Genomic DNA, 25,695 nt, shown 5'->3' with positions numbered 1-25,695 from the left:
TTGCTGTCATAACTGGTTAGGGTGTCAGGGCGCCATTCATTAGTAAAGTGCTTATTATGAAAAAAACCTCGCTCTCTCTTAGCTTACTGTTTTGTGCCTTATTGCCGCTACAGACAATCGCGGCTTCGCCCCAGGAAACCCGTGAACCGGAAGCCGCGACCGGACTGGTCAAACAGCAGCTTACTCATTATCCGCGGGCGATGGTGGCTGCCGCACATCCGCTGGCAGCCGATGCGGGTAAAAAGATTCTGGCTGCCGGTGGCAGCGCTATAGATGCCGCTATTGCGACACAGCTGATGCTTGGCTTGGTTGAACCCCAAAGCTCTGGTATTGGTGGTGGGGCTTTTATTTTACATTTTCAGGCGGATACTGGTCAGTTAACCAGTTTCGATGGTCGTGAAACCGCGCCAGCCGCCGCCGGCCCCTGGCTGTTCAGCGACAACGGTAAGATGATGGGTTGGCGCGAGGCCTATGTTGGTGGTAAATCTGTGGGGGTCCCCGGCGTATTAAAAGCCCTGGCTGACGCGCACCAACAGTTTGGTAAACTGCCGTGGGCGCAGTTATTTGCGGAAACGATCACCGTTGCAGAGCAGGGTTTTGTTGTTAATGAGCGGATGGCGAAGCAACTCGCGCTCGGCTGGAATCAGGGCTTAAAGCAACTGTCACCAGCGAAAGATTTTTACTATCCAAATGGCCAGGCACTGGCTGCAGGTACAGTGTTGAAAAATCCGCAATATGCAACCTTGTTGCGTAAAATTGCGACGGAAGGTGTCAGCGCTTTCTATCAGGGCGAGAATGCTGCCGCCCTGGTGCAGGCAGTCAATAACGCGGCGATTAATCCCGGCCAGTTAAGTCTGGATGATTTGGCAAATTATCAGGCGCAGCAGAAGGACGCCGTCTGTATTGCTTATCGGGTTTATCAGATTTGCTCGATGACGGCTCCTAGCTCCGGCGGTATCGCCGTGTTGCAAATTATGGGTTTATTGGAGCAGTATGATTTAAAAGCGCTGAAGCCCAATAGCCTTGATGCCGTACATTTAATCAGTCAGGCATCACGCCTAGCCTTTGCCGATCGCGATCGTTATCTGGCAGATCCGGATTTTGTTACGGTACCGATAGCGGGCTTACTGGCGCCGGACTATCTTAAGCAGCGAGCCACCTTAATCGGTGCCAGAGATCAGCAGTTTGTGGCTGGTCAGCCGCAAGGCGCGATTGCGCTGGCCACAGGCACGGTACCAGAGTTTCCTAATACCAGCCATTTATCCATTGTCGATGCTGCCGGTAATGCCGTGAGTATGACCACTAGTATTGAAAACGTCTTTGGCTCCGGTTTGATGGTAAATGGCTATTTATTAAATAACCAACTGACCGATTTTAGCTTGGAGCCTGTAGTGGATGCTTTGTTGGTGGCGAACCGGGTTGAAGGCGGCAAGCGTCCGCGCAGTTCAATGGCGCCGGTGATGGTGTTTGATGCTGACAATCAGTTAAAACTGGTGATTGGTTCACCCGGTGGTAGCCGCATTATTAACTATGTGGCGCAAAGTTTAGTTGCCGTTTTGGACTGGGAGCTGGATGTACAACAAGCGATTAGTCTGCCACGTTTTACCCACCGTAACGACTATCTGGCACTGGAGGCCGGCACCGATCTGGTGGAGTTAGCCCCGGCACTGCAGCAGTTGGGCTATGACGTAAGGTTACAGGATTTAAACAGTGGTTTGCATGCGATTGAAGTGATGGCAGATCAGTTAGCAGGTGCCGCCGATCCGCGGCGCGAAGGTAAGGTAGCGGGGTTCTAGCAGAATGATTCAGCAGCAGTTAGCCGAAGGGGTTTTGACCCTCAGTATGCAAAGGTTCGATAAGAAAAATGCGCTTAACCTTGCCATGTATCGCCAACTATCGGCAGCTTTACAACAGGCGGTGGCGGATCCGGCGGTACGGGTAGTGTTGTTACAGGGCAATGAACAGTGCTTTAGCAGCGGTAATGATTTGCAGGATTTTCTCAGTGCCGGCGAGCTTAACCGCGAACATCCGGTGGTGGAGTTTTTGTACACTGTTGCGGCTTTTCCAAAACCACTGTTAGCCGCGGTAGCGGGCTTGGCCATCGGCATTGGTACCACGGTGCTGCTACATTGTGATTTGGTTTATGCCGCGCCGGGTTGTCGGCTGCAGCTGCCTTTTACTCAGCTTGGCCTTTGTCCGGAAGCGGCGTCCAGTTTGTTGTTACCACAAATTGCCGGTTATCAGCGTGCCGCGCAATATTTATTGCTCGGTGAAGCCTTTAGTAGTGAACAAGCTGCCGCCTTTGGTTTGGTAAATGAAGTGGTGCCGGCATCGGACTTACTGGCGTATGCTGCCAGTAAAGCGAAAACGCTGGCGGCTTTGCCAGTGGAGGCGGTGCTGCGCAGTAAGGCTTTGCTCAAAGCGCAGCAACCGCAGATTGAGCAGGTAATAGCTGCAGAGTTGAATGATTTTGGTAAGTTACTGCACAGTGACGCCTGTCAGCAACGACTGCAGGCGTTTTTTAGTCGTAAGTAGGGCGTGTTGACGATAGACTAACGGATTGAGGTGCTAAATTTATCGGCCTGCACCTCATTTACCAGCCATTTGCCGCGTTGGCGCACCAGCACCACGGTACGCACTTCCTGAATCCGTTTACCATCAAACTCGCCGTCCAAAATCAGCTGAATAGTGGCGTCATCTTGATATTGCTCGCGCAAATTACGGCCACTACGATTGACGTTGATCTGTACGTTATCAAAATTCATATTAAACAAAGTACGGCCGGCCTGACGCGCTGAGCCATAGCTGCTGAGTAAACTGGCATAATCCGCCGTGGCCATGCCTTTTGCTTTAGTCAGATCTTTTTCATTGTATATCGCATGAAAAAACTCACCGGCGATGTACTCTGGCGTCCCGAGCTGAGCATTAACTTGCGGGTTACGTTCGCAGCCAACCAGCAATAAAGCCAGCACGCCGATAAAAACCAGATAATTACGCATAACACTACCGTCTTATTGATGATGCTGTCTGGAATAATGCGTGCTTTTGTCAGTTCTGTAAAGAAAAAGGGCCGCAAAAAGCGGCCCCTAACCTGAAATCAGCGTTAAGCCGATAGCTCTTGCTCGCTAAAAACATTAGCAAACAGCGGACTCGTTAAATAACGTTCGGCAGCGCTGGCCAGGATCACCACGATATTTTTACCGGCATATTCGGGTAATTCCGCCAGACGGGCGGCAGCAACCACCGCAGCACCTGAGGAAATACCGGCTAAAATCCCTTCTTCTTTCATCAAGCGGTGCGCCATAGCAATAGCATCATCGCTACTGACTTGCTCAACCCGGTCAATCAAATCCAGCTCCAGTACTGACGGAATAAAGCCGGCACCGATGCCCTGAATTTTGTGCGGACCTGGTTTTAATTCTTCACCCGCTTTGGCCTGGGTAATCACCGGTGATTCCACCGGCTCAACAGCAACACTGAGCAACGGATGCTGTTTTTCCTGTTTAAAGAAACGGCTAACCCCAGTGATAGTGCCACCCGTGCCCACGCCTGCCACAAATACATCAACTTGACCATCCAAATCATGCCAGATTTCCGGGCCGGTGGTTTCAAAGTGGATCTGTGGGTTCGCCGGGTTATCAAACTGGCCGAGGATCAGATATTTATCTGGGTTAGAAGCCTGAATTTCTTTGGCTTTCTCAATAGCGCCTTTCATGCCTTTCGGGCCTTCGGTCAGCACCAGATTAGCCCCCAGTGCTTTTAACAGCTTGCGGCGCTCCAGGCTCATGGTCGCAGGCATAGTCAGGGTGAGTTTATAACCGCGGCTGGCAGCAACGAAGGCCAGTGCAATACCGGTGTTGCCGGACGTTGGCTCCACCAACTCTTTCTCCGGCGTTAAGATCCCGCGCTTTTCGGCGTCCCAAATCAGTGCTGCACCGAGGCGGCACTTAACGCTGAAACTCGGGTTACGGGCTTCAATTTTGGCGTAAACATTAGCGCCTTTAACCACCCGGTTTAATTTGACCAGCGGGGTGCGCCCGATCGACAATGTGTTATCAGCGTATACATTAGCCATAAAAAACTCCAGAATCAGAAGATATTGGTTATAAGCATACGCATCTTAATAAAAAACTGAAGAAGCATTTGGCTATAAGTTATAGCAGATTGCACTTTAACCCGAGGAAGTTATGTCATTTCACAGTACTGAAAACTATATCGTTTCCGCTGAACTAGCGCTGGCGGTGAATGCCGCTATCACACTGGAAAAACCGCTACTGTTAAAAGGCGAGCCCGGTACCGGTAAAACCCGGTTGGCAGAAGAGCTGGCGCAGAGTTTAGGTACCGATTTGATTCAATGGCATATCAAGTCAACTACCAAGGCACAACATGGCTTGTATGAATATGATGCGGTGTCGCGGTTACGGGATAGTCAGTTGGGTAGCGACAAGGTGCATGATATTGCCAACTATATTAAACCCGGCAAGCTGTGGCAGGCATTTAGTGCCGAGCGGCGGCCAGTGTTGTTAATTGATGAAATTGACAAAGCTGATATCGAATTTCCGAATGACTTGTTACACGAGCTGGACCGGATGAGCTTTTATGTGCATGAAACCGGGCAGCAGGTTAGCGCGGCGCAGCGGCCGATTGTGCTGATTACCTCAAACAACGAAAAAGAGCTGCCGGATGCGTTTTTACGCCGCTGTTTTTTTCACTATATCCGCTTTCCGGATGCCGACACGTTACGCCAGATTGTCGCGGTGCATTTCCCGCAAATCCGCCAACAGCTACTCAGTACCGCCCTGGAGGTATTTTTTGAGCTGCGCGAGCTGCCAGGGTTGAAGAAAAAGCCTTCAACCTCAGAATTACTGGATTGGTTAAAGTTATTGCTGGCAGAGCAAATCCCCACCGAAGTATTACAGCAAAAACAGCAACAAGGTGGCTTGATGCCGATGTTCGGAGCCTTACTCAAAAACGAGCAGGATGTGCAGCTGGTTGAAAAACTGGCATTTTTAGCTAAGCGACAAGGGCGCTAGATGCTGGTCGACTTCTTTTTTACACTACGTCAGCAGGGGGTGAAAACCAGTATCACCGAACTGCTGGACTTGCTTAATGCGCTGCAGCAGCAACTGGTGTTTGCCGATACGGAAGCCTTTTATCAACTGGCGAGACTTACGCTGGTAAAAGATGAAAGCCAATACGATAAATTTGACCGGGCTTTTGCCGAGTATTTTGAAGGTGTAGCAGCAGTCGATTTGGCCAGTCAGATCCCGGATGACTGGTTAATTCCGGATCTTATCCGGCAACTGTCGGCAGAGGATAAAGCCGCCTTGCAAGGTATGGGGAGTTTGGAAGCGCTGCTAAAGCAGTTACGTGAGCGGCTGGCAGAGCAGCAAAAACGCCATGCTGGTGGCAATAAATGGATTGGTACCGGCGGTACCTCGCCTTTTGGTGCCTATGGTTTTAACCCGGAAGGGGTGCGGATAGGTCAGCAAGGTAGTGGTGCCCGCCGCGCCGTCAAGGTTTGGGATAAACGTGAGTTTAAAGATTTAGACAGCAGTAGTGAGCTGAATAACCGCAGTATCAAACTGGCGCTCAGGCAGTTACGGCGGTTTGCCCGCAGCGGTGCAGCAACCGAGCTGGATTTAAAGGGTACGATTCAGGCGACATCAGAGCAGGCGGGGTATCTGGATCTGCGCTTTGTGCCAGAGCGGCATAATGCGGTGAAAGTGCTGATGCTGTTTGATGTTGGTGGCTCGATGGATGACTATATCGCGTTGTGCCAACAACTGTTTGCCGCGGTGCGCAGCGAGTTTAAACATCTGGAGTTTTTTTACTTTCATAACTGTGTTTATGAAGGCGTCTGGCGCAATAACCAGCGCCGGCATACTGAGCAAATCAGCGTGTTAGATCTTATTCATACCTATGGCAGTGACTACAAGCTGATTTTTGTCGGCGATGCGACCATGGGACCTTACGAAATTGATTATCCCGGTGGCAGTGTTGAACACTGGAATCAGGAGCCGGGTCGGGTGTGGCTTGAGCGCTTGCTGGCGCAATACCCAAAAGCCGTCTGGCTTAATCCGCAGCCGGCTGAGTGGTGGCGGCATTATCATTCGATCAGTATTATCCGCGAGATTATGCAGCAGCGGATGTTTTCGTTAACGCTGGATGGATTAAGTGCGGCGATTAAGGTGCTTGGCTAAGGTAGCAAACAGAACAGGACATGATGGTGACTGCTGAACTTGCGGTAATTCTTTTAAATCTGGTGCTGGTCTGCAGCGCCTACTTTTGGTTTTATCCGCGGGTGGCAGGAGCTGATCTGCGTAAAGTGGCGCTGTTTGACGTGTTAACCACGGCTTTGGCGTTACTGATTGTTGGCAGTAAATTTTGGGGCAGTGGCCAGCAGTTTGATTTGGTGTTTGGCAACAGCAATTGGTTCTGGTTTACGCTGGTAACCTATCTGATTCTGGAAACGCCGTTGGCGCTGTGGTATCTCAAACGCTATGGTATTCATAAAAGCTAAGCTTTTTATCGCTCAGTCCGATGGATGTTGCTGGCGCTCACGCCTTGCTGCGGCTTCGTCACTGGCAGCCTGGATCTCTTGTAACACCGCATCCAGGTCAACGGCAGCGGCAGTTTTGCTAAAGACGCCGGTCAACGTCTGGTTCGGATCCAGATTCCCGGCTTCAAATAAGTCCCACAGCTCATCAGCATAACGGGTGGCTGCAAGCTCAGGCGCGAAGCGGGCGTAGTAGGCGGTAATATTATCGACATCGCGTGTTAACATCCAGCGCGCATTATTATTGGCTGCGGCATCCACCGCCTGCGGTAAGTCGATAATTACCGGGCCAGTCGGGTCCTGCAACACGTTAAATTCTGACAAGTCGCCATGCACCAGACCGGCTGCCAGCATCCGCAAGATAGCCTGCATCATTGTCTGGTGATCGCGCCGGGCTTGTTCCGCGCTTAAGCTGATATCATTTAAGCGTGGCGCCACATCGCCATCTGCATCCCGCACCACCTCCATTAACAGCACGCCATCATAGCAACCATAAGGTGTTGGCACTCTTACACCGGCAGCGGCTAATTTAAACAGGGCATCAACTTCAGCCGATTGCCAACTGGCTTCGGCTTGTTGACGGCCATAGCCTGAGCCTTTTTCCATTGCTCTGGCGCGGCGCGAGCTGCGTTCTTTGCGACCTTCCTGATATTGCGCCGCTTTTTTAAAACTACGCTGTGCCGCGTCTTTATAAACTTTGGCACAACAGATACGCTCACCACAGCGCACCACATACACCGAGGCTTCTTTGCCACTCATTAACGCATACAGCACGTCATCGATTAGCCCCTCATCAAGTAGTGGTTGTAAGCGTGGTGGGGTTTTCATAGTGTGGCCTTAGTGTCGTCACTAATAGTAGTTAATAACACTGGTCAGACCGGTACCGGAGTGCGGTCTGACCAGTTGTTCAGAGTTCGAGATAATGTGGCCAGCCGAGCAACGGGCTCTGCAGGCCATGTTTGTGCTCGAAGGCATCCAGCTTTTCCGGAGTAGCGTCAGTCTGCTGCAGACTTTGATAATCACGGCAAAACTGCAAGGTGCGCAACAAGGCAGGAATAAAGTGCTGTCCCAGATCGGCACGGATCGCTGCAGCGTTTTCCGCTGGCAGCTCGCTTAAAACCGCCTCGGTCTGCAATAGCAGATAGGTTTCGCTAAACCAATGCTCGGCCAGATTAATCTGCCGCAAGCGCTTTTTCAGATCCTGGCGGACTTTATCGCCACTGCAGATCGCCCGGTATAACACCACTTCGGCCAGCACTTCTTCCAGACTAAAGTGTTCAAATTCATCAAACACTTGTTTTTGGTAAAACTGTTGCCGCAGCAGTTGCATCGCCTGATGCCGATGGTGTTCGGTCAGTGCTTGCTGATAAGCCTGCCAGCCCGGCCAGTCTTCGGCATCCGGAGGGGAGGAGACTTGCTGCAACAGCTGCTCATCGACCTCGCCATACAAGGAGTTTTTGCCTGGCGTTTTACGGCTTACCGCCGACAGCATGGACCAGCCTTTCTGAAAAGGTTTAACGATACCTTCCTGACTCAGCAGTGCCTGCAATGCTTGCTGCGGATCACCGTCCGACAGAGCCCGTAAGCCGAGACTGGTAATACCAATCACGTCATAAGCCGCTTGCTCCAATAAATGCATCTTATATTTATTGTAAAATTTATCGGCAAATTTCAGGCTCATCAGCACCGCTTTGCTTTTTATTTGTTGCAATTGCAAGGCGCTGAGTTGTTGCTCCGACAGTGCTTGTTGCAGTACCTGACTTAAAAATGGACCGGCTGACGCTTCACGAACCACTAACTGCATGGCGCTATCCCTTAATCCAGAAAGCTGAACATATCGTCCACTTCGGCAAATTCATCTTCGACTTTGTTTTTCTCTTTTGCCTGCATCACCAGCTCAGTCGCAAACTTACTGATAATGCTTTCCCAGCCTGATTTTTCATCGCGGATCAGGGCTTTAATCGAGGTTTCAACTTTCGGGGTTAATTGCCGGATCAGTGCCAGCAGACTTTTGGGATCATCATACCCGATGTTATGGGCGTCTTCTGCCAATTGCCGTTCGGTGTAGGCTTCTGCTTCTTCCAGATGTTCTTCATCTTCGTACAGTTTGTCTTCCCAATAGTTCTCGTATTCGAGAATTTCACCTCGGTAAATTTCGATAAAAGGGATCGACAGATAGAATAAACCAGCCGGATCTTCGGCGATACACTCCAGTATTTCAGCCTGTTTCTCTTCGGTTTCCTGCGTACGGATCAGATAAGTCAAAAAATCGAAGGTATGTTGTTTCAGCTCTTCGGCATTGTTTTTGATCTTTTCTTCCCAGTACAGCGGTTGCTGACAAACGATGTCACGGATCTTCTCCGGCGTCATCAGCTCAGAAATAATCGATGGAAAAGACAGATCGTGCTGACTGTTGATCTGGGTCAGAGTGACGATGTCAATTTGTTCGATGACTTCGGACAGCTGCGCATCACTCATGGTGTTGGCAATGATCTCAAAGCGCTCGCTCGCTTGTTTTGGCTCGACCAACGCCAGTTGCCGGATTTCGTCAGCCGCGATTTTAATCAGCTCAGTACTCATTATTAGCCCTCGTGCTTAAAGCGGATTTCATCATATTGATCGTCATAGCCTTCTTCGTCGCTGTCGTCATCCTCGGCAGCATAGCCATCATAATCGTCGGCGGCATAGTCTTCATCTTCGTCCGCTGCCTGCTCATCAGCTTCGTAGCTATCGTCGTTAGCATCTTGTTTGGCTTTACGTTTGGCGGCGGGCAGCGGCTTCTCTTCAGCCAGTAAAAATAATGCAGCACAGGCTTCAATCAATAAGCTTTCAGAGTGGGTTCTGACCGCTTTGACTAAAGGCAGATCGGCATTATTAAACGCAATTGAAACTTTAAACTCATCCCATGACGGCATTTTTCCGCTGGCCAGCCATTGTCGCCATTGCGTTTTGGCTGCAGCCGGAAATTGTACCCGGCCGGCCAAGGCTAGCGGCAGGTATTCCGGCACGGACTCCAGCATTACCGGATCGGCTAACAGTACTGCTTTCATTTTACTGGTGAACTGTTCCAGCGCTTTCGGGTTTTCCGGATCGCTGTAAGATTCGATATTTTCTTTAGCATCAGTTTGTAACTGGCGGATATGTGACAGATTTAACTTTTTTGCCATCTGGCTTCACCCATAATATTCATCCCACAGCTCACGCATCGCGGCAGTAGGATCGGAAACGATAACGTTATTGAAATCTTTTAAAAAAGCACTGCGCTGCTTGGGATCAGACAGCACCTCATAAGCTGTTTTGACGCGCTGCAATTGCATCGCGGCTTGAGCCTGTTCCTCTTCGGTCTGGCCATGTAGCTTGTCCGGGTGATACTTATTGGCTAAGCGTCGGTAGGCCTTTTTAATTTCATCCTCACTGGCATTGGACTTTATTCCCAGTACCCGAAAGTGATTTTGCATAGCTGTTAATCCTCAGACCGCCAAAGACGGTTAGCGCCGTATCGCAACTTATTTGCAGCAAACTTAGCTGCAAAGCTAAAGGGCAGATCATAGCAGATTGCCAGGGGCGGGGCATAGCGACAGTTTTTTTATCACTGCATCTTGTTAATTTTGCCGGGCACCGTCATCATTAACAAGTGGATTCCCTGCCGGGAACCCTGTCTGTTGCGGAGATGTATGCGCTGGTTTAGCGGTTTTGCCATCCTGTTGTATTTAAGCTTGTTGTGCACGCCACAAGGCTTTGCCGTGCAAGATTTACGGCTGGCGCCACTTGCTGATCATCAGATAACGGCCGTCACCGCAAAAGTTTACAGCTTAAATGAGCGTGCTACCGCCGCTGACGACAATGATGATAATGCCAGTATCAGCCCGTTAGCTATCGCTGTAACTGGTTCCCAGCTGCTTAATGCTGCGGTTTTTTACTTTTATCAGACCCCATTCCATCCCAGCTTTAGTGCCCGCGCACCACCACAACAATAAACCTGTTATCGCTTGCTGTTTTTGTTGCTGGGTCAGTCACTGATCCGCGTTAGCTATGGTTTATTGTTATGGAGCTGTTATGCAGCTATTTAAGTTTGATACCTCTTTAAATTTTATGCGTTTTCGCTGGTTTGCCGTCGGGCTTTCCTCGCTGTTAGTGCTGTTGTCGATTGCATTGTTACTTACCCGAGGGATTAACTGGGGTCTGGATTTTACCGGCGGCACCGTGCTGGAATTAAGTTTTGCCCAGGCGGCTAATCTGGACTTATTGCGTCAACATCTGACACAGGCCGGCTATGCCGAAGCGGTGGTGCAGTTTTTTGGCAGCAGTAACGATGTGCTGGTGCGCTTACCTTCAGGCGCCAGCGCTGTGCAGCAGCAGCTTGGCGAGCAAGTGTTTCAGCTATTGCAGGCACAAAGTGATGTCGCGATGACGCTGAGTCGGGTTGAGTTTGTCGGCCCGAGCGTCGGTGAAGAACTAAAACAGGATGGTGGGCTGGCAGTACTGGTTGCCTTACTGGGGATCCTGGTTTACGTTGGTTTTCGTTTTGAATGGCGTTTATCCTTGGGTGCGGTACTGGCGCTGGCACATGATGTGATTTTAACGCTGGGCTTGTTTTCACTGCTGCAAATTGAATTTGATTTAACGGTACTGGCAGCCATTCTGGCGTTAATTGGTTATTCGATTAACGATACGATTGTGGTGTTTGACCGGGTACGGGAAATGTTCCGTAAGCTGCGGGATGAAAGCGTATTAGAAACGGTCAATCAGGCCATTACCTCCACCCTAAACCGCACCGTGATCACCTCGGCGACCACTATGCTAGTGCTATTTGTACTGTATTTTAAAGGCGGTGCTTTAATCCATGGCTTTGCCACTGCACTGCTGTTTGGTATTGCTGTGGGAACCTACTCTTCCGTTTATGTTGCCAGCTCGGTGGCAGTGTTACTGGGGCTGAGTCGTGAAGACTTGATGCCACCGAAGCCGGTTGAAACGGAAGAAGGTGAGCCTTTAGTCTAATTAAACCAGCGTGGGTCAATAGCCAGCTTGAAGATTAGCGGTGAGAACTGCTGAAACGCCGCAGCATTATCCGGACATTGAATATTCTCCGGATAATGCCGCTTCCATGGATCGTTGACGAGCACCACCTGATCACCTACCACGGCAACACCCTCGATCGAGGTATTAGCCAGCGGCTCATAGGGCGGGCAACTGCTGTCTGGACGGGTCGGCGCGTAAAAACGCAGTGGAATCACCTTTGCCGGTTGCTGCCGGCTTAAATCCAGCACCCAGAGCTGATCATCATTGCGTGCCGCAGCCAGCAGATAACCGGGATGGCCCTCTTTTCTGGCTGGTAGAAAGTCCAGACCATTGATCGGGTGATCTTTGGCATCCGGTACCGGCAGCGGCAACTTGAGGTCGGTAATCTTAACAAAATCATCGCTGAGCCAGAAATCGTCGCTATAGGGCGTGACAAAGAGCATCGGCGCATTGGCCTGATTTTTCTCCAGCGCCAGATACAGGTTACGCTGATTGTCAAACGCCAGGCCTTCAATGCCATCATTTGGGAAGTTACCAACCTGAGCTGCTGCCGGGAACTGTACTGGCCGCACCGCGACGACCTCGGCAAAGCTTAAGGCTTTATCGGTACGGATTTTTACCAGTAGGGTCGGATAGGCGGTGGAATGGGTAACGCCGAAGCGCCGGGCGCAATCTGCGGTTAAGTGAAATTTGCTGGAGTCTTCGGTGACGCTGATTAGCGTGCTGTCGTCCAGGCGATCCCAGGTCAGGGATTCCCAGTCTGGATCGCCGGCTAACAGCTCGGCAAAGCAGCTCTGTTTTAGCGCCGGGTTAACGTTAATGGCGAGGGGTGGTGCGACCAGCTGCCCGGTTGCCGGGTTGATCCGCAGCAGCTTGTTTCTAAGCGCCGGGGTCGCGCTATTATCGCCAATATGCACCAGTTCACCATGGCGGTAGGTTAACCCTGAACTTTGTGGATCCGGGATCGTCTGCCCGTTGCCATCGGTGAGCCATTGGCCAGCGAGATGCTGCTCGGTTAACCATAGCGCAGGCGTATCTGCCGCGACAGCAAGGCTGCCAGCAAGGTTGCCAGCAAGGTTGAGAATGCAGCCAGCGGCGAAAAGTAAAGATGTAACAGCAGGTTTCATTAGCGAATAGTCCGGAAATAAAAGGCGTATTCTGCCAGTGTCGGATGACAATTCAAGTTTTGCTGCGCTACGGGCAACAAAAAACCCGGCGGACCGGGTTTGGCTTGTTAGTGCTTGGCTTTCGCTGCGCTCTGCTTTGTCAGCGCTTGGCTGGGTCTACACTTGACTGTGCGGTTAATAACCCTGAGCGTGTACATCGCGCACGGCACGACCAGACGGATCCGTCAGCTCGGCCATTTTGGCATCCCAGGCCAGAGCTTCCGGCGTAGAGCAGGCGACGGATTTACCGCCCGGTACACAAGCAATGGCGCCAGCATGCGGGAAGTGCTCTTCAAAGATCACCCGATAGTAATAGGCCTCTTTGCTGTCCGGCGTATTGACCGGGAAGCGGAAGCTGGCAGTCGCCATCTGCTGATCACTGATCTCTTTCGCGGCATGGGCTTTCAGGCTGTCGATCCAGTTATAGCCAACGCCATCTGAGAATTGCTCTTTCTGACGCCACAGGATTTCATTGGGTAGTAAACCATCAAAGGCCTGACGCAGGATATGCTTTTCCATCTTACCGCCACCGCACATCTTCGCTTGCGGGTTTAAACGCATCGCCACGTCCATAAATTCCTTATCCAGGAAGGGCACACGGGCTTCAATACCCCAGGCTGACATGGCTTTGTTGGCGCGGTTACAGTCGAACATATGTAAGCGCTCGAGCTTACGCAGCGTCTCTTCGTGGAACTCTTTGGCGTTGGGCGCCTTATGGAAATACAGATAGCCGCCGAAGATTTCATCCGAGCCTTCGCCCGATAGCACCATCTTAATGCCCATGGCTTTGATTTTCCGTGCCATCAGATACATCGGCGTTGAAGCGCGGATGGTGGTAACGTCATAGGTTTCTAAATGATAAATCACATCACGCAGCGCATCTAAGGCTTCCTGCACACTAAAATGGATGGTGTGATGCACAGTACCGATGGCGTCCGCGACCTTTTGTGCGGCCGCCAGATCCGGTGAGCCGGGCAAGCCAACGGCAAAGGAGTGCAACCGCGGCCACCAGGCTTCACTTTGATCATCATCTTCCACCCGGCGCTTGGCAAATTGCTGGGCAATGGCCGAAATCAGCGACGAATCCAGACCTCCGGATAACAGCACACCATAGGGCACGTCTGACATCAGGTGGGTTTTAACACTGTGTTCCAGCGCGGCTTTTAACTCCGCCTCGCTGGCCGGGTTATCTTTTACCGCATCAAACTGCATCCAGTCGCGCTGGTAGTATTTACGTAGCTCGCCAATTTTGCTGTCAAAGTAATGACCCGGTGGGAATTCTTTAATTTGCTTGCACACCGGCACCAGCGCCTTTAATTCTGACGCCACAAACAGTTGACCATGCTCGTCATAGCCATAGTACAGCGGAATAATACCGATATGGTCACGGGCGATCAGGTAGCGGTCTTGTTCGGCGTCGTACAGCACAAACGCGAACATACCATGCAGGCTGTCGATAAACTCAGCGCCGTGCTCTAAATACAGCGGTAGAATGACCTCACAATCCGACTTGGTTTTAAACGGATAGGGCGTGGCCAGATTTTTTTCCAGTTGTTTGTGATTGTAGATCTCACCATTCACTGCCAGAATGTGATTTCGATTATCATTAATGAGGGGTTGGGCACCATTTTCAGTATCTACGATGGCCAGGCGCTCGTGCACCAGAATGGCATTGTCGTTATTCCAGATCCCGGACCAATCCGGGCCACGATGACGTAATAACTTAGATAACTGCAGCGCCTGCTGGCGCAATGCTTTAACATCGGTTCTGATGTCAAGCACCCCAAATATCGAACACATGATAACCTCTGATAATCAAATTAAATAACACATAGTTTGGCAGTATGTACGTCTATACGTACCCTCTGACTGTGCCATGCCCGCTTAAAATTGCAAGTGCTTTTTGGGCTGCTGGGCGAAATTTATCACTGCTCCGATTACTGAAAGTCAACAATGCTGAAAAATTCATCAAAAAGCCGTTTTACCCCACCTGCCGACTGGTCTGCCGCCTTACTAACGGCCAATCCCATTTTTACTGATTTGGTGGCGCGTTTTCCTCTGCAAAACCAGAGTCAGTGGCCCGAACCGGCTCAGCTTAACCACTGGCGGAGTAACACCGACTTTAGCTTTGTTGAAAATGCGCTATTGGAGCAGGATGGCCGTTATTATGAAGATTTTATTTTCGCCACCCGGCAAATCCCGACCCGGGCAGCAAACTGGCATGACTTTTTTGGGGCGCTGATTTGGTGTTTGTTGCCCCGCAGTAAGGCGCTGTTAAACCAAATGCATATCGCGGAGATCGCCCAGTATGGCCAGAAACAACGCACGCTGCTGCGCAATAAGCTGACGTTATTTGATGAGTGTGGTGTGGTGCTTTGTCTGGAACCCTCAGCGGTGGCACATGCTGGCTTACTGCGCGATCACCAGTGGCAACAAAGCTTTTGGCTGCAGCGGGCTGACTGGTGGCAGGGGGTGCGGCCGCTGATTTTTGGCCATGCCATTTATGAAATGGCAACAGTGCCTTTTATCGGTTTAACTGCCAAAGCACTATTTATCGAGGTGCCAACGGGCTTTAGCCAGTGGTCTTTAACAGATGCTTACACTTTTCTCGATGAAAAGCTGCTGCTGCAAATTGCTAACAATCACTTACTGCTTGATAATCTGCAGCTAACACCGCTACCCTTGCTGGGGGTACCGGGTTGGTACGCCGCAAATCAACAGGCGGAGTTTTATGCAAATACGGATTATTTTCGTCCACGTAGAAGGCCATAACAGGACAGGCAGATGATTGAAATAAAAAATCTGGCCAAGGCATTTGCTCTTGGTAAAGGCAGCAAACTTTCTGATACCGAAAAACAGGATGTGCGCTATGCCGATAAAGAATTTCGCTCGGTGCGTGATGTTAGTTTTCATTGCGGGCAGGGCGAAGTATTGGGTTTATTAGGCCCCAATGGTGCCGGTAAAACCACCACCTTGCGCATGCTCTCTACGGCATTGAAGCCGGATGCCGGCTCGGTACTGATTAACGGTGTCGATGTGCTGCGCGAGCCGGTTAAAGCGCGCAAACAAATTGGTTTTTTATCGGCTGATACCGGCCTGTACGGTAAGCTGAGTGCCTATGAAAATATTGCCTATTTCGGCCGACTGCACGGCATGAAGGAGGCCGCTTTAAAGCAACGGATTGATGAGCTGTTCACCATGCTGAATATGCATGACTTCGCCAGCCGTCGTGCCGACAATATGTCGACCGGTATGAAACAAAAAACTGCTATTGCCCGCGCGGTGGTGCACTCGCCGAAGGTGGTGATCCTGGACGAACCCACCACCGGCCTGGATATTATGACGGTACAGACGGTACTGGATTTTATTAAAGGCTTAAAACAGGTCGGTACCCCGGTGATTTTCTCTACGCACCATCTGGATGAAGTGGCCAGCTTATGTGACCGGGTGGTAGTGATTGATAAAGGGATCAGTGCGTTTTCCGGTGATCTGGCGGAGTTTAAAGCCCTGGCACCGACCGGTGATTTGCGTGACGCCTTTTTAGCTGTGTTAAAACAACAATCCAATGAGCAAGGAGCAGCCTGATGTGGCAGGTTTATTTAAAAGAACTCACTGAGCTGATGCGCGATCGTAAAACGCTGATCTTTGTTATTTTGCTACCGATTTTTATCTTTCCGGTGATTTTCGGCATTATGGGGCTGGTCTTATCCTCTACTACCGCCAAAGCTGCGCAGGAGCAACATAAGTATGTGATTGTTAATGCAGAGCAGGCACCTGAATTCGCTGAAGCCCTGTTCTATCACAAGAACTTTACCCGCGTTGAGTCGACGTTAACGACGCCGGAGGAGCTGACGGCCGCAATTCGTGCCGGTGAGTTCGCGGTGGCGATAGTGATCCCGGACGATTTTCAGGCTAAGCAGCAGAGTGTTGAGCAAAGCCAGTGGCAGCTGATTTATAATCAGTCCAGTCAGCTGGATTTTATGTCACGTTACTTTAATGAGTTACTGGAAAATTATACCGGCCAGTTACAACGCCAGTCTTTATCAGCACTGGGGGTCGATCCGGTAAAACTGACCGCTATTTTAAAACCGGTGTCAGTACAAAAAGTTGATACGGCCGATAAACGCGAAAATATTGGTGAAAAGTTTGGCGCCTTGATTGCTTACATCCTGATTCCATTGTGTTTGCTGGGTGCATCTTATCCGGCCATTGATATGGGCGCCGGTGAAAAAGAGCGCGGTACGCTGGAAACCTTGTTGATTTGCCCGGTAAGCCGTTCAGCGATTGTATTGGGTAAGTTTTTAACGGTACTCACCACCGGTTTAGCGGGCGCGCTGATAACGGTGGCCAGCTTTGGGATCTGGGGCGCTATTATTGGTTCATTCGCGGGTTTTGCCGTGGTGCAGGAAGCGATGGGCGCCATTGCTACGGTTGAGTTGTTATTAATTTTCCTGATGATTGTGCCAACTTCAGCCATTTTTGCCTCCTTGCTGCTGGCGATTTCGATTTACGCCAAAACCTTTAAAGAAGCACAAAACTATATGAGCCCGTTGTCGATTCTGATGTTTGTGCCACTGGCGGCAGCGATGATGCCGGGAGTTGAGTTGACCGGGAAAACGGCGTTAATTCCGGTAATGAATGTTGCACTGGCAATTAAGGAATTGATTAAAGGCACAGCAGACGGCACCATGATTGCGCTGATTTTCGGGGCGACTGTCGCCTTAGCGGCAGCACTGATTGCCTTCTGTGTGCACTGGTTCCAGCAAGAAAAAGTGCTGTTTCGTTAGGGCGTGTTGACGTTTGCTGCTTGTTTTTGCAGCCGTTTGGCTGGTGTTTATACAAGGCAGAGCTTGTGATGTGTAGTTATTCTACATGAACAAGCGATAACGCAGTAGAAACGCCAGCCAAACGCTGCCCGAAGGGTTCGCGCTGGCGGCGCTTTGCTCTTTGGCACTCGTCACTTATTTAGAATAACTAAACTGCGCTCCTCGTTTCGCGATCAAAGCGCCGCCAGTGCGAACAAAATCTAAGCAGAAAACGTCAACACGCCCTAAGCAGGGCTCTTTTTGTCAATCAGCATCAAAAAGCTATTGATAACGATTCGCAATAATATTATGATGGCGCAGTTTTCTGAGAAGAGGCTGCGCCATGTTTGTTTGTATTTGCAAAGCGGTAACGGATAAAGCCATTAAGCAAGCTATTGCCGGCGGTGCCGAAACGATGCGTGAGTTAAAAGCACAGTTAGGTGTGGGTAGTCAATGTGGCAAATGCGTCTGTCAGGCGCAGCAGATCCTGCATAATGAGCTGGTAAAACAGCAACAATTAATCGACAGTCTGGCCAAGCCAGCTGCGTAAGTATGAATTAATCTGCAATCCCCACCTTTTGCTTATTTTCATTACAACCAAACAACGCCATAATAAGCCCTGATTTTTATCAGGGTTTATCGTTTTGGCATTTTGCTGGCCGGCGGCACTTTGACAGTTAGGAGTTGGGAAATGGATCAGATCAAACAGGTTGCCATTGTTGGCGGCGTGCATGGGAACGAATTCTCTGGCATTTACCTGGTAAAGCAGTATCAGCAACAACCTGAGCAAATTACTCGCAGTAGCTTTACTACCGAAACCGTTTGGGCTAACCCGGAAGCGCACTACGCCAACAAACGCTACCTGCACAGTGATTTAAATCGTCAATTTAAAACCGTCGATCTGGCGAATCCTGACCTGAGTAATTACGAACAAAGCCGTGCCAAGGTGCTGAACGCGCAACTGGGGCCAAAAGGCAATGCCCGCATTGATCTGCTGATTGACCTGCATAATACCACCAGCAATATGGGCGCCTGCCTAATCCTGACGCAAGCCGGCCCCTTTTATAATAAGCTGGCTGCCTACGTCAAAATGAAAATGCCGGAAGCCATTATCTCGCGTGATGAAGATCATTTTGCTGCTGAAGATCATGCACTGATGTGTACCTTGGGTCGCTATGGTGTGCTGGTAGAAGTGGGACCACAGCCACAGTCGGTATTACGACAAGACGTGCTGGAGCTGATGCATCGGATGACGCAGCATATTTTGGATTTTGTCGAGCTCTATAATAAGGATGCGTTGCCGGCCTTACCAAAACAAACCGAAGCTTTCCGTTATTTGCATAGTATCAAATTGCCGATGAACGAACGTGGTGAGCGTATTGGCATGGTACATAAAAATGTGCAGGATCGGGATTATCAGCCGATCCATCCGGGAGACCCATTGTTTACCTTATTTGACGGTACCGTCGTTCCCTATCAGGGAGAGACGGTGGTGTATCCGACTTTTATCAATGAAGCCGCTTATTATGATAATAATCTGGCTATGTCATTAAATGAGAAAGTCCTGATTGAATTGTAAGGATGTTTGGCTGTAAGCCATGCTTGGCAGTCAAAAGCTGAAATAACCATAACAGGAAGTTAACTCAGATGTCATTGCGTTACCGGGTGTTGTTACTGGCGTTGTTGTTGTCAGGTTTTGCTGTGTCGGCTGCTGAAAAGTGCAAGCAAGAGCAGTGTCACAATACGGTGGTCTTTATCACAGAGCACAGTATGCCCGGCACTTACCTGAACGAGCAGGGCGTACCGGCCGGTGTCATGGTTGAGCTGGTACAGGAGCTCAGTCGCAGGATGCAGCAACAGGGAGCGTATTTTTTAATGCCCTGGGCGCGAGCGATACAGCGAGCGCAACAAACCCCAAGATCGGTGTTGTTTGAAACGGTGCGTAATCCGGAGCGCGAAGCCTTGTTCAAATGGGTGGGGCCGGTTAAATTTTTCGATATGCAGCTTTATGGCCCGGCTGAGCTCGCTGGTTTAAGTATCAGCGCCGCTGAACTCAGCCAACGCTATGTTGCCTGTGGTTATCGCGGTGCTTCTTATCAACAAGCTTTAGAAAGCATGGGCTTTAACGAAGGCCAAAATCTGGTTCTAATGTCACGAGCCGGCGATTGTGTGCAAATGTTACGCCTGGGGCGGGCTGAGCTGACCCCACTTAACGTGCTGCGCCATGGACCACGTTTTACGCAGGCCGGGCTGAATCTGGTGCCATTACAGCCGATTAGCGAAGTATCGCTTTACCTGGCATTTTCTTTGGATTTTTCGGACGCTGAAATTGCGCTATGGCAGCAACAACTCGATCTAATGTTCAATGATGGTACGGTGCGCAAGTTGTATCAGGACACTTTTTCAGATGAATTGATTCAGCGTTTAGAGCGCGCGGCGCAACGCAGAATTGCAATACAGCAAACCGGGGCAGAGCGTGCTCCGTCAATAGAGGCCGCGCCTGGCCAGGAGCCATAAGCGCGGCTGCTGAGTTTACAGTTGCTGGTAACTGGCTTTTTTCTGAATTAACTCAATCGCATAATTATCCGGATCCCGGACAAAAGCAATCTCGGTCGTACCACCTTTAACTGGCCCGGGTTCCCGGCTGATGACGCCGCCCTTGGCGCGAATTTTGTCGCAGGCGTCGTACACGTTTTCCACCTCCAGCGCAATATGGCCAAAGGCTGAGCCTAAATCATAACTGTCTACACCCCAGTTATAAGTCAGTTCCAGTACAGCGTTACTGCTCTCATCACCATAACCGACGAAGGCCAGCGTATATTTATATTCCGGATTTTCCGATTGCCGCAGCAATTTCATTCCCATTACTTCGGTATAAAAGGCGATGGATTTTTCCAGGTTACCAACCCGTAACATCGTATGCAAAATACGCATTATTTACTCCTATTCGGTTTTCGTTTTGAACTCGCAAAGGTCTTCAATCAGGCATGAGCCGCACTTAGGTTTACGGGCGATACAGGTGTAACGGCCATGCAGAATTAACCAATGGTGGACATCCAGTTTAAACTCGGCCGGTACCACTTTTAGCAGTTTTTGTTCCACCTCATCGACATTCTTACCCGGCGCCAGTTTGGTACGGTTAGATACCCGAAAGATATGGGTATCGACCGCTATTGTCGGCCAGCGAAAGGCGGTATTCAGTACCACATTAGCCGTTTTGCGGCCGACACCGGGCAGGGCTTCCAGCGCTTCACGATTTTCCGGCACCTCACCGTTATGCTGTTCTACCAGAATGCGACAGGTTTTGATGACATTTTCAGCTTTGGTATTAAACAGGCCAATGGTTTTAATATAATCTTTAACGCCGTCAACCCCCAGTGCCAGCATGGCTGCAGGCGTACGCGCCACCGGAAATAGCTTACGGGTAGCTTTATTCACACCCACGTCCGTCGCTTGCGCCGACAGCAAGACGGCGATCAATAACTCAAAAGGTGAGCTGTATTCCAGCTCAGTGGTTGGGTTCGGATTTGCCGCACGCAAGCGGCTTAATATTTCGATACGTTTTGTTTTATTCATTAGTGTCTTACTGTACTGAGCCGGTGACTCTGGCACGGGTAATGCTGCCTTTCTCGATGGTTTGGCGGCGCGCCTGGCGCTGGTCAATGACATTTTTCAGGGCGATCAATAAACCCATGCCGAGGAAGGCGCCGGGGGGTAACATCGCCAGCAGGAAATGATTGTCACTATGGAATACTTCGATACGCAGTACCTTAGCCCAGTCACCCAATAGCAAATCTGCACCATCAAATAACGTACCTTGCCCCAACACTTCACGCATCGCACCCAAAGTCAGTAATACCAGTAAGAAACCCAGCCCCATCATCAAGGCATCCAGCGCTGCCGGGCCCAGCGGATTCTTTGACGCAAAGGCTTCGGCACGGCCGATGATGGCACAGTTGGTGACGATCAGTGGAATAAAGATCCCCAGTGACTGATACAAGCCAAAGGTAAAAGCATTCATCAACAGCTGCACCACGGTGACAAAGCTGGCGATAATCAGTACAAAGATCGGAATGCGGATCTCATCCGGTACGTGCAAACGGACCAGGGAGACGACGATATTCGAGCCCAGCAGCACCAGTAAGGTTGCCAGCCCCAGCCCCAGGGCATTAGTGACAGTACCGGTTACCGCCAGTAACGGACATAACCCCAGCAGTTGCACCAGGCCAGGGTTGTTTTTCCACAGACCTTGCAAACTAATTTCTTTAAACTGACTCATTGGCGTGCCTCACAATTGGCTGACAGGCTTGCCAGCTCGGGGTGTTGCTGCACAAATTGTGCGGTACGATATACCGCATTGACAATAGCGCGTGGTGTGATGGTGGCACCGGTAAACTGATCAAAATCGCCGCCATCTTTTTTTACTGCCCAACGGGCTTGATTGACCTCCGTAGCGTCCTTACCACTAAAACTAAAGATCCAATCACTGCGCCGGCTTTCAATTTTATCACCCAAGCCGGGGGTTTCCTGGTGGTTTAATACCCTGGTACCGAGCACCTGACCTTGTGGGCTGATTGCAACCAGTAAGTCGATATTGCCGCTGTAACCGTCTGGGGCCGTGGTTTCCAGCACATAGGCTTGTAGCTGCCCGGCGTCACGCCAGCGATATACCGCCTGAGCTGTTGGTCGCCCCAGTGCTTCGGCATCGGTGATCAGAACGCAGTCGGCCAGCAAAGTTTTAACATCAGCCCGTTCGGGCAAAACTTCTTGTAATAATGCTAACCGGCTCAACAATAATTGCTGTTGGATCCGCGGTTGTGATAATTGATTGACAATACCTAAAATAGCCACACAGATTAGCGCGACTGCAGCCAGAATCAGCGCATTTTTACTGATAAACCGAATCATTTAACATCTCGCTTGGCTTTATGACCGTAAGTTCTGGGTCGGGTATAGTAATCGATAAGTGGCACGCACATATTGGCTAGTAATACCGCGAACGCAAAAGCATCCGGATAACCGCCATAACTGCGGATGATATAGACCAGCAGACCAATCAGGGCACCATACCATAAACGGCCACGATCAGTGGTCGATGCCGATACCGGATCAGTAGCAATAAAAAAGGCAGCCAACATGGTCGCGCCGCTAAATAGATGAAACAGCGGACTTGGACTGGCGCCGGAGGATCCGAGCCAGAACAACAAAGCTGGGACCGCCAGGCCGGCTAGCAGCGCCAGCGGGATACGCCAGCTAATCACCTTGAGCTTGATTAACAGCATGCCACCGAGCAGATAAGCGAGATTAACCCAGAGCCAGCCAGTACCGGCGAAGGCAAAAAACACCGGGCGTTGCAGGCTTTCACTGACCGTCAGGCCATTATTCAGATCCTGACGCAGCGTATCGAGCGGAGTAGCCAGCGTCGTACCATCAATACCCAGCTGTAATTGGCTCAGGCTAAAACCGCTGCAACTATACTGCGTGAACACCATACAGAATGCATCCAGTGGGCTAAGCGCAGCCTGTTGCAGGCTAACCGGGGGTAGCCATTGCGTCATTTGTACCGGAAAAGAGATGAGCAGCATAACATAGGCGGCCATTGCCGGATTAAACAGGTTATTGCCAAGGCCACCATAGAGTTGTTTCACCATAATGATGGCAAAAGCCGTGCCTATTACTATTAGCCACCAGGGGGCGTATGGCGGGATAGAAATTGCCAGCAATACCGCAGTAACCAGCGCACTATGATCCAGTAAGCGTGGTAACACTGGTTTTTTACGTAGCCACAACACCAGTGCCTCTGACAACCAGGCTGTGCTAATCGCTAATAGCAGTTGCACAATCACGCCATAGCCAAAGAACACGGCTTGTAGTGCGATCCCCGGTAAGGCGGCTAAAGCGACCCATTGCATCAACTGCTGAGTGCTGCGCTGACTATGGTGGTGGGGTGAACTGGCTATTTTAAAACTCATTCCGTTTGGCTCCCGTTCCCGTTGCTCAGTGCTTTACGGGCTTTGGCCCTGGCCAACGCCGCTGCGACCGCAGCTTTGCGGGCGTCCGGCTGTTCGGCTACTGGTGTCGTGGTTTCAGCGGCTGAGCTTGACGTGGGCTCTGGGCTGCTTTCTGCGGATGCTGCGGCCTGTCTGGCTTTCGCCCGGGCCAGTGCCGCAGCCACGGCCGCTTTTCTTGGATCATCGCTGACTGGCGCCATCGCAGCCGGTTCGGCATCAGCAGGACTAACAGGCTTTGTCTCAGCTGTCGCTGCTGGTGTCAGAGGTTCGGCCGCGGCGCGCTGCGCCTTAGCTCTGGCGAGTGCAGCAGCCACGGCTGCTTTACGTGGATCCTCTGCTGCCGCTTGCTCACTGGTATCAGGTTCAGCAGCTACCTCGCGGCGCGCTTTGGCCCGGGCGATAGCTGCCGCAATGGCAGCGGCTTTACTATCTGCTTCTGCAGCGGCGCTCTGAGTCGTGGCAGTATCGCTGGCAGCAGTTGGGGTCTTAGTATCTGACTGTGTTGCCGCACTCTCATTGGTTTGGGCTTTTTGCGCCTGATAGGCCAGTGCTTGTTGCTTTATCAGTTCGCGTTCAGCCAGGATCTGTTCACGACTTTTCTCTGCGCTGGCGTCTTGCTGAGCCTTAACTCTGGCCAGTGCGGCTGCGACAGCATCCTGGCTGTCAGCAGGTTGAGCTTGTTGCCGCGCTGCTGCCAGCTGTTGATTGCGTGCCAGCCGTTGTTGCTTTTCTGCTTCGAGCCGCGCATTACGGGCTTCAAAACGCGCCTTGGCTTGTTCTGCTTTCAGGGCTTCACGTTGTTGCTCGCGGATTTCTGCTTTCGCGACCCGATAATATTGCACCAGTGGGATCTCACTCGGACAAACATAAGCGCAGGCGCCACATTCAATACAGTCTGCCAGATGATATTCTTTTAACTTATCGGTATCTTTGGCCTTGCTGTACCACAACAATTGTTGCGGCAATAAGGTCGCCGGGCAGGCATCGGCACACTGACCACAGCGAATACAATCCAGCTCTGGTCCGGCATCCGGTAATTCAGTCGTGCTCGGCGCCAGAATACAATTGGTGGTTTTAACGATGGGTACACTCAGATCGGGTAGGGTAAAGCCCATCATCGGCCCACCCATAATGACCTTTTGTCGTGGTTCACTCTGAAAACCACAGAAATCCAGCAACGCACTCACCGGCGTGCCAACCAGAGCTAACACGTTTTGCGGCTGCAGCACGGTTTCACCGGTCACTGTGACGATACGGGAGAGCAAAGGATGATCATCCAGCACTGCCTGCGCTACAGCAAAAGCGGTTGCCACGTTGTGCATGACTATGCCGATATCGGCCGGGCGCCGACCCGCGGGGACTTCTTTATTAGTCAAAAGCTGAATTAATTGTTTCTCGCCGCCAGACGGGTACTTAACCGGGACTTCCCGCACATAGTAATGTTCGCGTTGGCTACAGGCGGCTTTTAACGCTGCAATCGCAATAGGTTTGTCGGCTTCAATGCCAATTAGCACCGCCTTGGGGCTGAGCAGCTGGCACAGAATATCGATGCCTTTGACAATCGTTGTCGGCGCTTCCTGCATCAGCGCATCGTCGGCACTGATATAAGGTTCGCATTCAACCGCATTGATAATCAGATAGTCAACCGGTTGTGTCATACCGGCTTTTAAGTGGGTTGGGAAGCCTGCACCACCCATACCAGCAATGCCACTATCCTGTAAGCGTTCTAAAATACTGTGCCGATCAGCGGTGGCAATGTTTAGCGGACGCCGATCGCGCCATTCCTCTTTGCCGTCCGGCGCTAGTATAACAGTGGTTTCAGGTAAGGCTGACGGGTGAGCGCTGGTATGCTCTGTAATTTTTAAAATAGTGCCAGAGGTCGGCGCATGCACCGGCACCGCCATGGAGTTGTCGGCCACCGTCAGCGGTTGACCTTTTAACACCCGTTGACCGGCACTGACAATCAGTCGGCCGGCAACACCGATATGCTGTCTTATGGGGATATAGAGCCGGTCAGGCAAGGGCATTTGCACCAGAGGTTTACCACTGGTTTGGGCTTTACGCGCCGGAGGATGAATGCCACCATGAAAATCCCACAGGGTTCCGGCTTGAATTTGTTGAAATAAAGTTGGCAC

Annotated in this window: 28 protein-coding genes; 13 read left to right on the top strand and 15 right to left on the bottom strand. The window is 50.9% G+C overall.

What is annotated here, in order from left to right:
* Window positions 1–56: 56 nt before the first annotated feature.
* Both ggt and AAY72_RS13070 read left to right on the top strand, forming a co-directional pair.
* Window positions 57–1,796: a gamma-glutamyltransferase gene (gene ggt, locus AAY72_RS13075; RefSeq protein ID WP_057788032.1), complete on the top strand. Its 1,740-nt coding sequence runs from the start codon at window positions 57–59 to the stop codon at window positions 1,794–1,796.
* A gap of 4 nt (window positions 1,797–1,800) precedes the next feature.
* Window positions 1,801–2,535 (top strand): enoyl-CoA hydratase, encoded by a 735-nt coding sequence (locus tag AAY72_RS13070; protein WP_057788031.1) that lies wholly within the window; start codon window positions 1,801–1,803, stop codon window positions 2,533–2,535.
* A 17-nt stretch (window positions 2,536–2,552) separates the two neighbouring features.
* Here AAY72_RS13070 and AAY72_RS13065 read toward each other — a convergent pair whose 3' ends face one another.
* On the bottom strand, window positions 2,553–2,999 hold the full coding sequence (locus tag AAY72_RS13065) for a hypothetical protein (protein WP_008983768.1): 447 nt from the start codon (window positions 2,997–2,999) through the stop codon (window positions 2,553–2,555).
* 104 nt (window positions 3,000–3,103) lie between these two features.
* The gene (gene cysK / locus AAY72_RS13060; RefSeq protein WP_057788029.1) at window positions 3,104–4,075 is read right to left on the bottom strand and encodes a cysteine synthase A; all 972 of its coding nucleotides are present in this window, start codon (window positions 4,073–4,075) and stop codon (window positions 3,104–3,106) included.
* 112 nt (window positions 4,076–4,187) lie between these two features.
* Between cysK and AAY72_RS13055 the strand changes: the two genes are divergently transcribed.
* From AAY72_RS13055 to AAY72_RS13045, 3 genes are read left to right on the top strand one after another with little or no spacing between them, the layout of a single operon-like run.
* The gene (locus AAY72_RS13055; protein ID WP_057788026.1) at window positions 4,188–5,033 is read left to right on the top strand and encodes a MoxR family ATPase; all 846 of its coding nucleotides are present in this window, start codon (window positions 4,188–4,190) and stop codon (window positions 5,031–5,033) included.
* On the top strand, window positions 5,034–6,203 hold the full coding sequence (locus tag AAY72_RS13050) for a VWA domain-containing protein (RefSeq protein ID WP_057788024.1): 1,170 nt from the start codon (window positions 5,034–5,036) through the stop codon (window positions 6,201–6,203).
* A 23-nt stretch (window positions 6,204–6,226) separates the two neighbouring features.
* Window positions 6,227–6,523, top strand: a complete 297-nt coding sequence (locus AAY72_RS13045) for a hypothetical protein (RefSeq protein ID WP_040291446.1) — start codon at window positions 6,227–6,229, stop codon at window positions 6,521–6,523.
* 12 nt (window positions 6,524–6,535) lie between these two features.
* Here AAY72_RS13045 and AAY72_RS13040 read toward each other — a convergent pair whose 3' ends face one another.
* From AAY72_RS13040 to AAY72_RS13020, 5 genes are all read right to left on the bottom strand, one after another.
* Window positions 6,536–7,387, bottom strand: coding sequence for a PA4780 family RIO1-like protein kinase (locus tag AAY72_RS13040; protein WP_057788022.1), 852 nt, complete (start codon window positions 7,385–7,387; stop codon window positions 6,536–6,538).
* Between the two features lie 79 nt (window positions 7,388–7,466).
* The gene (locus AAY72_RS13035) at window positions 7,467–8,363 is read right to left on the bottom strand and encodes a hypothetical protein (RefSeq protein ID WP_057788020.1); all 897 of its coding nucleotides are present in this window, start codon (window positions 8,361–8,363) and stop codon (window positions 7,467–7,469) included.
* Between the two features lie 11 nt (window positions 8,364–8,374).
* On the bottom strand, window positions 8,375–9,139 hold the full coding sequence (locus AAY72_RS13030; RefSeq protein ID WP_008983761.1) for a hypothetical protein: 765 nt from the start codon (window positions 9,137–9,139) through the stop codon (window positions 8,375–8,377).
* Between the two features lie 2 nt (window positions 9,140–9,141).
* Window positions 9,142–9,726 (bottom strand): hypothetical protein, encoded by a 585-nt coding sequence (locus AAY72_RS13025; protein WP_057788018.1) that lies wholly within the window; start codon window positions 9,724–9,726, stop codon window positions 9,142–9,144.
* A gap of 6 nt (window positions 9,727–9,732) precedes the next feature.
* Window positions 9,733–10,017 (bottom strand): J domain-containing protein, encoded by a 285-nt coding sequence (locus tag AAY72_RS13020; protein WP_008983759.1) that lies wholly within the window; start codon window positions 10,015–10,017, stop codon window positions 9,733–9,735.
* Window positions 10,018–10,233: 216 nt separating this feature from the next.
* Between AAY72_RS13020 and AAY72_RS13015 the strand changes: the two genes are divergently transcribed.
* The gene (locus AAY72_RS13015; RefSeq protein ID WP_057788016.1) at window positions 10,234–10,536 is read left to right on the top strand and encodes a hypothetical protein; all 303 of its coding nucleotides are present in this window, start codon (window positions 10,234–10,236) and stop codon (window positions 10,534–10,536) included.
* A gap of 79 nt (window positions 10,537–10,615) precedes the next feature.
* Complete coding sequence (gene secF / locus AAY72_RS13010) at window positions 10,616–11,557, top strand: protein translocase subunit SecF (RefSeq protein WP_057788014.1); 942 nt, start codon at window positions 10,616–10,618, stop codon at window positions 11,555–11,557.
* Here the strand turns inward: secF and AAY72_RS13005 are convergent.
* Window positions 11,554–12,705, bottom strand: coding sequence for a hypothetical protein (locus tag AAY72_RS13005; RefSeq protein ID WP_057788012.1), 1,152 nt, complete (start codon window positions 12,703–12,705; stop codon window positions 11,554–11,556). The genes secF and AAY72_RS13005 overlap by 4 nt on opposite strands.
* A 174-nt stretch (window positions 12,706–12,879) precedes the next feature.
* Complete coding sequence (asnB, locus tag AAY72_RS13000; protein WP_008983755.1) at window positions 12,880–14,544, bottom strand: asparagine synthase B; 1,665 nt, start codon at window positions 14,542–14,544, stop codon at window positions 12,880–12,882.
* 153 nt (window positions 14,545–14,697) lie between these two features.
* Between asnB and AAY72_RS12995 the strand changes: the two genes are divergently transcribed.
* The 6 genes from AAY72_RS12995 to AAY72_RS12970 all read left to right on the top strand — a co-directional run bounded on the left by AAY72_RS12995 (window position 14,698) and on the right by AAY72_RS12970 (window position 20,066).
* Window positions 14,698–15,516 (top strand): DUF3025 domain-containing protein, encoded by an 819-nt coding sequence (locus tag AAY72_RS12995; protein ID WP_057788010.1) that lies wholly within the window; start codon window positions 14,698–14,700, stop codon window positions 15,514–15,516.
* A 12-nt stretch (window positions 15,517–15,528) separates the two neighbouring features.
* Window positions 15,529–16,329 (top strand): ATP-binding cassette domain-containing protein, encoded by an 801-nt coding sequence (locus AAY72_RS12990; RefSeq protein WP_008608206.1) that lies wholly within the window; start codon window positions 15,529–15,531, stop codon window positions 16,327–16,329.
* Window positions 16,329–17,531 (top strand): ABC transporter permease, encoded by a 1,203-nt coding sequence (locus AAY72_RS12985; protein WP_008983753.1) that lies wholly within the window; start codon window positions 16,329–16,331, stop codon window positions 17,529–17,531. The genes AAY72_RS12990 and AAY72_RS12985 overlap by 1 nt, the downstream gene beginning before the upstream one ends.
* Before the next feature lie 361 nt (window positions 17,532–17,892).
* Entirely contained in the window at window positions 17,893–18,099 is a 207-nt protein-coding gene (locus AAY72_RS12980) for a bacterioferritin-associated ferredoxin (protein ID WP_057788008.1), read from the top strand.
* A 141-nt stretch (window positions 18,100–18,240) separates the two neighbouring features.
* Window positions 18,241–19,128 (top strand): aspartoacylase, encoded by an 888-nt coding sequence (locus AAY72_RS12975; RefSeq protein WP_008983751.1) that lies wholly within the window; start codon window positions 18,241–18,243, stop codon window positions 19,126–19,128.
* 68 nt (window positions 19,129–19,196) lie between these two features.
* Window positions 19,197–20,066 (top strand): ABC transporter substrate-binding protein, encoded by an 870-nt coding sequence (locus AAY72_RS12970; RefSeq protein ID WP_008983750.1) that lies wholly within the window; start codon window positions 19,197–19,199, stop codon window positions 20,064–20,066.
* Between the two features lie 15 nt (window positions 20,067–20,081).
* On the opposite strand, the gene gloA is transcribed toward AAY72_RS12970, so the two are convergent.
* Genes gloA through rsxC form a run of 6 tightly spaced genes read right to left on the bottom strand, consistent with a single transcriptional unit; the run spans window position 20,082 to window position 25,695 of the window.
* Window positions 20,082–20,483, bottom strand: a complete 402-nt coding sequence (gene gloA, locus AAY72_RS12965) for a lactoylglutathione lyase (protein ID WP_057788006.1) — start codon at window positions 20,481–20,483, stop codon at window positions 20,082–20,084.
* A gap of 9 nt (window positions 20,484–20,492) precedes the next feature.
* Complete coding sequence (gene nth / locus AAY72_RS12960; protein WP_057788004.1) at window positions 20,493–21,125, bottom strand: endonuclease III; 633 nt, start codon at window positions 21,123–21,125, stop codon at window positions 20,493–20,495.
* A gap of 7 nt (window positions 21,126–21,132) precedes the next feature.
* The gene (locus AAY72_RS12955) at window positions 21,133–21,828 is read right to left on the bottom strand and encodes an electron transport complex subunit E (protein WP_008983748.1); all 696 of its coding nucleotides are present in this window, start codon (window positions 21,826–21,828) and stop codon (window positions 21,133–21,135) included.
* Window positions 21,825–22,457 carry an electron transport complex subunit RsxG gene (gene rsxG / locus AAY72_RS12950; RefSeq protein ID WP_008983747.1) on the bottom strand — a complete coding sequence of 211 codons (633 nt, stop codon included), beginning with the start codon at window positions 22,455–22,457 and terminating at the stop codon, window positions 21,825–21,827. The genes AAY72_RS12955 and rsxG overlap by 4 nt, the downstream gene beginning before the upstream one ends.
* Window positions 22,454–23,521, bottom strand: coding sequence for an electron transport complex subunit RsxD (gene rsxD / locus AAY72_RS12945; protein ID WP_057788002.1), 1,068 nt, complete (start codon window positions 23,519–23,521; stop codon window positions 22,454–22,456). The genes rsxG and rsxD overlap by 4 nt, the downstream gene beginning before the upstream one ends.
* Window positions 23,518–25,695: an electron transport complex subunit RsxC gene (gene rsxC, locus AAY72_RS12940; protein WP_057788000.1), complete on the bottom strand. Its 2,178-nt coding sequence runs from the start codon at window positions 25,693–25,695 to the stop codon at window positions 23,518–23,520. Before rsxC ends, rsxD begins: the two co-directional genes overlap by 4 nt.

The organism is Alishewanella sp. WH16-1 (assembly GCF_001441695.1).
GTDB lineage: Bacteria > Pseudomonadota > Gammaproteobacteria > Enterobacterales > Alteromonadaceae > Alishewanella > Alishewanella agri.
This window is presented reverse-complemented; position numbering and strand designations above follow the sequence as displayed.